Here is a 9,682-nt window from a genome sequence, read left to right on the forward strand (position 1 = left end):
GTCTCACCCATGCTTCTCGTCACAAACCTTGCGCCCGCGGACCCAACGATCCTTAGATTCCGAGTTCCTTGTCGATGAAGGCGAAGACCTCGTCGGGCGTCGCCTCCTGCAACTTCTCCGTCACGGTGCCGCTGTCGCCGTCGGCCGCCTCGGCGTCGGCCGTACGGGGCTCCGCCCACTTCGCCGCGAGGTCCCGCAGCCGGGCCGCGATGTCGTCCCGTGCCTCGCTGTCGGGGTCGAGGACGGACAGCGCGGACTCCAGCGCGTCGAGCTCCGCGAGACCGGGCGCCGCGGCCGTACCGCCGTCGCCCACGATCCGGCCGCACAGGAACTCGGCGAGCGCCGCGGGGGTCGGGTAGTCGAAGACCAGCGTGGCGGGCAGCTTCTGCCCGGTGGCGGCGGTCAGCCGGTTGCGCAGCTCCAGCGCGATGAGCGAGTCGAAGCCCAGCTCCTTGAACGCCCGTCCGGCGCCGACCTCGTCGGTCGAGGCGTGGCCGAGCGCGGCGGCCGCGTTAGTACGCACGACCTCCAGGACGACCAGGGACTGCTCGGCCCGGGAGATCCCGGCCAGCCGCTTGCGCAGCGCGTCCGCCGGGGACCCGTCGGAGGCCGCGCCCGCCTCACCGGCCGGGCCGCCGGTCTCCCGGAGCCGCTTGACCTCGGGCAGCTCGCCGATGAGCGGGCTGGGGCGGACCGCCGTGTAGCCGTAGGCGAAGCGGTCCCACTGGATGTCGGCGACGGCCACGACCGTGTCCGCGTGGTCCAGGGCCCGCTGGAGCGCCGTGATCGCGGCGTGCGGGGCCATCGCCGGGACGCCGCCCCGGTCCAGCCGCTCGCCGATGGCGCCGTCGGCGGCCAGGCCCGTCTCGCCCCAGCGGCCCCAGGCCACCGAGGTGGCGGGCAGGCCCGCCGCGCGGCGCCGCTCGGCCAGCGCGTCGAGATAGGCGTTGGCCGCCGCGTAGTTGCCCTGTCCGGCATCGCCGAGGGTGCCCGCGATACCGGAGAACAGCACGAACGCGGACAGGTCCAGATCGCGGGTCAGCTCGTCCAGATGGCGCGCCGCGTCGGCCTTGGGGCCGAGGACGGTGGCGAACCGCTCCGGGGTGAGCGCGTCCAGGACACCGTCGTCCAGGACGCCCGCGGCGTGCATGACCGCCGTGAGCGGCCGGTCGGCCGGGACGGCGGCGAGCAGCGTCTCGACGGCCTTGCGGTCGGCCACGTCGCACGCGGCGATCGTGACCTCGGTGCCCAGCGCGGTCAGCTCGTCCCGCAGTTCGGCCGCGCCCGGGGCGTCCAGGCCACGGCGGCTGGTGAGCACCAGGTGCTCGGCCCCGTTGCCCGCCAGCCAGCGCGCCACATGGGCGCCCAGCGCGCCCGTACCGCCGGTGACCAGCGTCGTACCGGACGGCTTCCACGGCCGTACGGCGGGGGCGCCGGCCAGCGGGGCGTGGGCGAGCCTGCGGGCGAACACCCCGGCCGCGCGCACCGCGAGCTGGTCCTCGCCATCGGTCCCGGCGAGCACCCCGGCGAGCCGGGCCAGCGCCCGCTCGTCGGGCGCGCCGGGCAGGTCCACCAGACCGCCCCAGCGCTCCGGGTACTCCAGGGCGGCGGTCCGGCCGAGGCCCCAGACCAGCGCCTGCTCGGGGGATTCCACCTGGTCCGTCTGTCCAACGGCGACCGCGCCCCGGGTGGCGCACCACAGCGGCGCGTCCACCCCGGCGTCGCCGAGGGCCTGGATCAGCACGGCGGTACCCACCAGCCCGGCGCTGACACCGTCGGTGCCGGGCGCGGTGCCCGCGTCGAAGGCGAGCAGCGACAGCACACCCGAGACGGCCCCGGCGCCGGTCAGCTCCTCGCGCACCAGACGGGTCAGCGACGCGCGGTCCGACTCCACGGCGGTCGGGGTGATCTGCCGCACCTCGGCGCCGCGTTCGGTGAGCATCCGCACCGCGCCGAGCGTCCAGTCGTCGATGGCGGCGGACTCGGGGACGGCCAGCAGCCAGGTCCCGGACAGCCGCGGGGCCTGTGCCTCGGTCAGGGAGGTCCAGGTGACGCGGTAGCGCCAGCCGTCCACCGTGGACTGCTCGCGGGCCTGCTTGCGCCAGGACGCCAGGGCGGGCAGGACGGCGCCGAGCGAGGACCGCTCGCCGTCGTCCTCGAACGCGAGGGTGTCGGCCAGCGACTCCAGGTCCTCGCGCTCGACGGCCTCCCAGAAGCGGGCGTCCACGGCGTCGGACGGCGCACCCGACTCATCGGCCGGGGTGTCGGCCGCCCGCGGCCAGTAGCTCTGGTGCTGGAAGGCGTACGTGGGCAGCTCGACGCGGACCGCGCCCGTCCCCTCGTACACCGCCTCCCAGTCCACGGCCACACCACGCGTCCACGCCTCGCCCAGCGAGATGTGGAAGCGGTCCAGGCCACCCTCGTCACGGCGCAGCGACCCGATCGCGGCGGCCTCACGGCCCGCGTCCTCGGCGGTCTCCTGCACACCCATCGTCAGCACCGGGTGGGCACTGGACTCGATGAACACCCCGAAGCCCTCATCCAGCAGACGGCGAATCGCACCCTCCAGCTCAACCGTGCGACGGAGGTTGGTGAACCAGTACTCGGCGTCCAGCTCCGGACCCTCGACCCACTCCCCCGTCACCGTCGACAGGAACGGCACCTGGGCGTTCTTCGGCTCTACGGGCGCCAGCAACTCCAGGAGTTCATCGCGGAGCAGATCGACCTGCGCGGAGTGCGAGGCGTAGTCCACCGGCACCCGCCGCGCCCGCACCTCATCCGCCTCACACGCGGCCACCAGCTCATCCAGCGCCTCGGGCTCGCCCGAAACCACCACCGACGACGGGCCGTTGACCGCCGCCACCGAGATCCGCTCCTCACTCCACGGCGCGATCCGCTCCCGTACGTCCGCCACCGGAAGCGCCACCGACACCATGCCACCCTTGCCCGCCAACACCCGGCCGATCGCCTGACTGCGCAACGCCACCACACGGGCCGCGTCCTTCAGCGACAGGGCTCCCGCCACACACGCCGCCGCGATCTCACCCTGCGAATGGCCGACCACGGCCGCCGGCCGTACACCCAGCGAACGCCACAGCTCCGCGAGCGAAACCATCACGGAGAACAACACCGGCTGAACAACGTCCACCCGCTCCAGTGACGGTGCGCCCTCCGCCTCGCGCAGCACATCCACCAACGACCAGTCGGTGAACTCTGCGAGCGCGGCGGCACACTCATCAATACGGGCAGCGAACACCGGTGAAGCATCCAACAGCTCCACGGCCATGCCTACCCATTGTGACCCCTGTCCTGGGAACACGAATGCGGCCTTGCCCCCGATTGAGGCCCCCTGCACCAGGTTCGGCAGGACCTGCCCCCTAGCGAGGGCGTCCAAACCCCGGACGAAATCGTCCCGGTCCGTGCCCACCAGTACCGCGCGCCGGTCGAAGGCTGCGCGGGTGGTGGCCAGCGAGTGGCCGATGTCCAGCGGGCGCGAGGCCGGGTCGGCGTCGAGGTGGGCCAGCAGCTTGGCGGCCTGGGCGCGCAGCGCCGCCTCGCTCTTGCCGGACACCGTCCACGGCAGCGCGCCGAGCGTCCGGGTCACCGGCTCGGCCTCATCCGGCTCCTCGGCGGGCGCCTGCTCGATGATGGCGTGCGCGTTGGTGCCGCTGAAGCCGAACGAGGATACGGCGGCGCGGCGCGGACGGCCGGTCTCGGGCCACTCCCGCGCCCCGGTCAGCAGCTCGACGTCGCCCGCCGACCAATCCACATGCGGGGTCGGCTCGTTGATGTGCAGCGACTCCGGCAGCACACCGTGGCGCAGCGCGAGCACGAGCTTCATCACACCCGCGACACCGGCGGCCGCCTGGGCGTGGCCGATGTTGGACTTGATGGAGCCGAGCAGCAGGGGCTGCCCGTCGGGCCGCTCCTGGCCGTAGGTGGCGAGCAGCGCCTGCGCCTCGATCGGGTCGCCCAGCGTCGTACCCGTGCCGTGTGCTTCCACGACGTCCACCTCGGCAGGAGACAGCCGGGCGTTGGCGAGGGCCTGCCGGATGACGCGCTGCTGGGACGGGCCGTTGGGCGCCGTCAGACCATTGGACGCACCGTCCTGGTTGATCGCCGAGCCCCGCACGACCGCCAGCACCGGGTGGCCGTTCTTCCGCGCGTCCGACAGCCGCTCGACCAGCAGCATGCCCACGCCCTCGGCCGGGCTGAAGCCGTCCGCGTCCGAGGAGAACGCCTTGCTGCGGCCGTCGGAGGACAGTCCGCGCTGACGGCTGAACTCGATGAAGGTGCCCGGGGTGGCCATCACGGTCACCCCGCCCGCGAGCGCGATCGAGCACTCGCCCTGGCGCAGCGACTGGACGGCCAGGTGCAGCGCCACCAGCGACGCCGAGCACGCGGTGTCCACGGTGACCGCCGGGCCCTCCAGGCCGAAGGTGTACGAGAGGCGGCCGGAGACGACGCTCGCGGCGCTGCCGGTGGCCAGGTGGCCCTCGTAGCCCTCGGTGTTGCTGCGCATGACGATGGAGTAGTCGGAGCCGTTGGTGCCGACGAAGACACCGGACGGGCTGCCGTGCAGCGTGGCCGGGTCGATGCCCGCCCGCTCGAACGCTTCCCAGGAGGTTTCCAGCAGCAGCCGCTGCTGCGGGTCCATCGCCATGGCCTCGCGCGGCGAGATCCCGAAGAAGGTGGGGTCGAAGTCGGCGGCCCCGGTGAGGAATCCGCCCTCGCGGGTGTAGCTGGTGCCCTGCGCGTCCGGGTCCGGGTTGTACAGCGACTCGACGTCCCAGCCGCGGTCGCCCGGGAACTCCGACAGCGCGTCGCCACCGGAGGCGAGCAGCTGCCACAGCTCCTCGGGGGTGCGCACACCGCCCGGGAAGCGGCAGCTCATGGAGACGATGGCGATCGGCTCGTCGTCGGCGAGCGCCGACGCGGTCGGCAGCGCGGCCACGGCGGCCCGCTGCCCGCCCGCGAGCTCGGTGCGCAGCTGGCGCGCGAGCACCGTCGGGGTGGGGTAGTCGAAGATCAGGGTCGGGGGCAGCTTCAGCCCGCTGGCGGCGCTGAGCCGGTTGCGCAGCTCGACGGCGGTCAGCGAGTCGAAACCCAGCTCCTTGAAGGCCCGGCCCGCCTCGACGTCGTCGGCGCCCGCGTAGCCCAGGACGGCCGCGACCGCGGTGCGCACCAGCTCCAGCACCAGCCGCTCCTGCTCGGCCTCCGGCACCCCGGCGAGCTGCTGTGCGAGAGCGGCCGCGCCCGCGCCGTCCGCCTCGGCGTCCCCGGCCATGTCCTGGATGACGTCCCGCGCCTCGGGCAGGTCGTGCAGCAGCGGACGGGAGCGGCCGGAGGTGAAGGCGAGGACGAAGCGCTTCCACTCCATGTCGACGACGGTGAGCACCGACTCGTCTCGGTCCAGCGCGTGCTGGAGCGCGGTGACGGCGGCGCGCGGCGCCATCTCGATGACACCGTGGCGGCGCATCCGGTCGCCGACGCCGCCCTCGGCCATCCCGCCCTCGCCCCACGGGCCCCAGGCCAGCGAGGTGGCGGGCAGGCCCTGGGCGCGCCGGTACTCGGCGAAGGCGTCCAGGAAGGCGTTGCCCGGCGCGTAGTTGCCCTGCCCTGGCGCGCCGAAGGTGGCCGCGAAGGAGGAGAACAGCACGAACGCGGACAGGTCGAGATCGCGGGTGAGCTCGTGCAGATGGCGGGTGGCGTCCACCTTGACCTTCAGCACCCGGTCCACCTGGTCCGGGGTCAGGCCCTCGATCACCCCGTCGTCCAGCACGGCGGCGGTGTGGACGACGGCGGTCAGCGGGTGTTCGGCGGGGATGTCCGCGAGCAGCGCCTCGACCTGGGCGCGGTCGGCCACATCGCATGCGGCGATGGTCACCTTGGCGCCGAGCTCGGTCAGTTCGGACCGCAGATCCGCCGCGCCCGGGGCGTCCAGACCACGGCGACTGGTGAGCACCAGGTGCTCGGCCCCGTTCCCGGCCAGCCAGCGCGCCACATGGGCACCCAGCGCGCCCGTACCGCCGGTGACCAGGGTGGTGCCTTCGGGCTTCCAGGCCCGTACGGCGGGCGTGGCGGCCAGCGGGGCGCGCACCAGACGGCGTACGAGCGGCCCGGTGGCTCGGATCGCGACCTGGTCCTCCTCCTCGGCCCCGGCGAGCACGGTCACCAGCCCGGCCAGCGCCCGCTCGTCGGGGACGCCGGGCAGGTCCACCAGACCGCCCCAGCGCTCGCCGTGCTCCAGCGCGGCCACCCGGCCAAGGCCCCAGACCAGCGCCTGCTCGGGGGAGTCCAGCGGGTCGGCGCGGCCAACGGAGACCGCGCCACGAGTGGCGGACCACAGGGGCGCGCCGATCCCCGCGTCGCCGAGGGCCTGCACCAGCGCGAGCTGCGCCGCCACTCCGGCCGGGACGGAGGGGTGCCGGGGGTGCGGACGGCCGTCGAGGGCCAGCAGCGACAGCACTCCGGCGAACGGGATGCCGTCGGTCTCCGCGAGCGCGGCGCGCAGCCGCTCGGTCAGCTCGTCGCGGCCGTCGGCGTCCGTGTCGGTGTCCACGGCGATCCGCCGTACGTCGGCGCCGCGTTCGGCGAGCACACCGGCCACGGCGTCGGTCCAGGTGTCCTCGGTGGCCGGGGTGACGACGAGCCACGCGCCGGTCAGCCGCGCGGAGTGACTGCCGGCGAGCGGCTTCCAGGTGACGCGGTAGCGCCAGCCGTCCACCGTGGACTGCTCACGCGCCTGCTTGCGCCACGACGCCAGGGCGGGCAGCAGCGCGCTGACCCGCTCGTCGCCGTCGATGTCCAGCTCGGCGGCGAGCGTCTGCCAGTCCTCGCGCTCGACGGCCTCCCAGAAGCGGGTCTCGACGGGGTCGGCGGCGGGGGCGGCTTCGGCGGCGGGGCTGCCCGACTCCAGCCAGTAGTGCTGGTGCTGGAAGGCGTACGTGGGCAGCTCGACGCGGGCCGCGCCCGTACCGTCGAACACCCCGGCCCAGTCCACGCCGACGCCCCGCGTCCACGCCTCGCCGACGGAGGCCCAGAAGCGGTCCAGGCCCCCCTCGTCACGGCGCAGCGACCCGATCGCGGCGGCCTCACGGCCCGCGTCCTCGGCGGTCTCCTGCACACCCATGGTGAGGACGGGGTGCGCGCTGGACTCGATGAAGGCGCCGAAGCCCTCGTCCAGCAGACGGCGGACGGCACTCTCCAGCTCAACCGTGCGACGGAGATTGGTGAACCAGTACTCGGCGTCCAGCTCCGGACCCTCGACCCACTCCCCCGTCACCGTCGACAGGAACGGCACCTGGGCGTTCTTCGGCTGTACGGGCGCCAGCAACTCCAGCAGCTCCTCGCGGAGCAGATCGACCTGCGCGGAGTGCGAGGCGTAGTCCACCGGCACCCGGCGCGCCCGCACCTCATCCGCCTCACACGCGGCCACCAGCTCATCCAGCGCCTCGGGCTCACCGGAGACGACCACCGACGACGGGCCGTTGACCGCCGCCACCGAGATGCGCTCCTCACCCCAGGCCGCGATGCGCTCCCGTACGTCCGCCACCGGGAGGGCCACCGACACCATGCCGCCCTTACCCGCCAAAACCCGGCCGATCGCCTGACTGCGCAACGCCACCACGCGAGCGGCGTCCTTCAGCGACAGGATTCCGGCCACACACGCCGCCGCGATCTCACCCTGCGAATGGCCCACCACGGCCGCCGGGACGACGCCCAGCGAACGCCACAGCTCGGCCAGCGAAACCATCACCGCGAACAGCACCGGCTGGACCACATCCACCCGCTCCAGCGACGGCGCACCCTCCGCACCCCGCAACACATCCACCAACGACCAGTCGGTGAACTCCGCCAGCGCCGCCGCACACTCCTCGATGTGGGCCGCGAAGACGGGCGAGGCGTCCATCAGCCCCACCGCCATACCGGTCCACTGCGACCCCTGCCCCGGGAACACGAACGCCGTACGGCCGCCGACGACGGAGCCCTGTGCGACGCCCGCCGCCATTCCGCCCTCGGCCAGGGCGGTGAGCCCGGCGAGCAGTTCGTCGCGGTCGTGGCCGCGCACCACGGCGCGGTGGTCGAGCTGGGCCCGGGTGGTGGTCAGCGAGAGGGCCACGTCCACCGGGCTGAGGGACGGGTCGGCCTCGAGGTGGGCCAGCAGCCGCTCGGCCTGGGCGCGCAGCCCTGCCGCGCTCTTGCCCGACACCGCCCACGGCAGGACGTCCAGCCGCTTCGTCGGGGCCGCCGGTCCCTCGGTGGCTTCCTCGGCCTCCTCGGCCTCCTCGGCGGGGGCCTGCTCCAGGATGGTGTGGGCGTTGGTGCCGCTGAAGCCGAAGGAGGACACGGCGGCGCGGCGCGGATGGCCGGTCTCCGGCCAGGGGGTGGTGTCGGCGAGCAGCGACACCGCGCCCGCCGACCAGTCCACATGCGGGGTCGGCTCGTCGAGGTGCAGCGTCTTGGGCAGCACGCCATGGCGGATGGCCATGACCATCTTGATGATTCCGGCGACACCGGCGGCGGCCTGGGTGTGCCCGATGTTGGACTTGATGGAGCCGAGCAGCAGCGGCTGGTCCTCGGTGTGCTCCTGGCCGTAGGTGGCGAGCAGCGCCTGCGCCTCGATCGGGTCGCCCAGCGTCGTACCCGTGCCGTGTGCTTCGACGGCGTCCACATCGGCCGCGGAGAGACGGCCGTTGGTGAGCGCCTGGTGGATGACGCGCTGCTGGGACGGGCCGTTGGGCGCGGTCAGACCGTTGGACGCGCCGTCCTGGTTGATCGCCGAGCCACGCACGATGGCCAGCACCGGGTGGCCGTGTCGGCGCGCGTCCGACAGCCGCTCGACGAGCAGCATGCCGACGCCCTCGCCCCAGCCGGTGCCGTCCGCGGCGGCGGCGAAGGGCTTGCAGCGGCCGTCGGCGGCGAGCCCGCGCTGCCGGCTGAACTCGGTGAACGTCGAGGGCGTGGCCATCACGGTGACACCGCCCGCGAGCGCCAGCGAGCACTCGCCGTTGCGCAGCGCCTGCACCGCCATGTGCAGGGTGACCAGCGACGACGAGCACGCCGTGTCGACGGTGACCGCCGGGCCCTCAAGACCGAAGGTGTACGACACCCGGCCCGAGGCGATGGAGCCGGAGCTGCCGGTGCCGAGGAAGCCCTCGACGCCCTCGGGCACGGAGTCCAGCCGCGAGGTGTAGTCGTGGTACATCACGCCCGCGAACACACCGGTCCGGCTCCCGCGCAGCCCGGTCGGGTCGATCCCGGCCCGCTCGAACGCCTCCCAGGAGCTCTCCAGCAGCAGCCGCTGCTGCGGATCCATCGCCATGGCCTCACGCGGCGAGATCCCGAAGACCGCGGGGTCGAAGCCGCCCGCGTCGTAGAGGAACCCGCCCTCGTTGACGTAGCTGGCGCCCGCCTGGTCGGGGTCGGCGTCGTAGAGCGACTCGACGTCCCAGCCACGGTCGGTGGGGAAGCCGGAGATCGCGTCCTCGCCGTCCAGGACCAGCCGCCACAGCTCCTCGGGGGTGGTGACCCCGCCGGGGTAGCGGCAGCTCATCGCGACGATCGCGATGGGCTCCTGGTGCCGCTCCTCGACCTCGCGGAGCTGCCGGCGGGCCTGACGCAGATCGGCGGTGGCCCGCTTGAGGTAGTCCCGGAGCTTGTCCTCGTTATTCACCATTGC

General features: G+C 73.7%; 1 protein-coding gene. It reads right to left on the reverse strand.

The window, feature by feature from the left end:
- Positions 1-52 precede the first annotated feature (52 nt).
- Positions 53-9,679: a type I polyketide synthase gene (locus ACJX2R_RS20460; RefSeq protein ID WP_413101305.1), complete on the reverse strand. Its 9,627-nt coding sequence runs from the start codon at positions 9,677-9,679 to the stop codon at positions 53-55.
- Between the last annotated feature and the right edge of the window lie 3 nt (positions 9,680-9,682).

It is taken from the genome of Streptomyces sp. Inha503, from assembly GCF_047215865.1.
Lineage (GTDB): Bacteria > Actinomycetota > Actinomycetes > Streptomycetales > Streptomycetaceae > Streptomyces > Streptomyces lycopersici.

Bases quoted from the DNA above. Each gene is read 5' to 3' on its own strand.
- ACJX2R_RS20460 (WP_413101305.1), bottom strand. From the start codon at position 9,679: ATGGTGAATAACGAGGACAAGCTCCGGGACTACCTCAAGCGGGCCACC.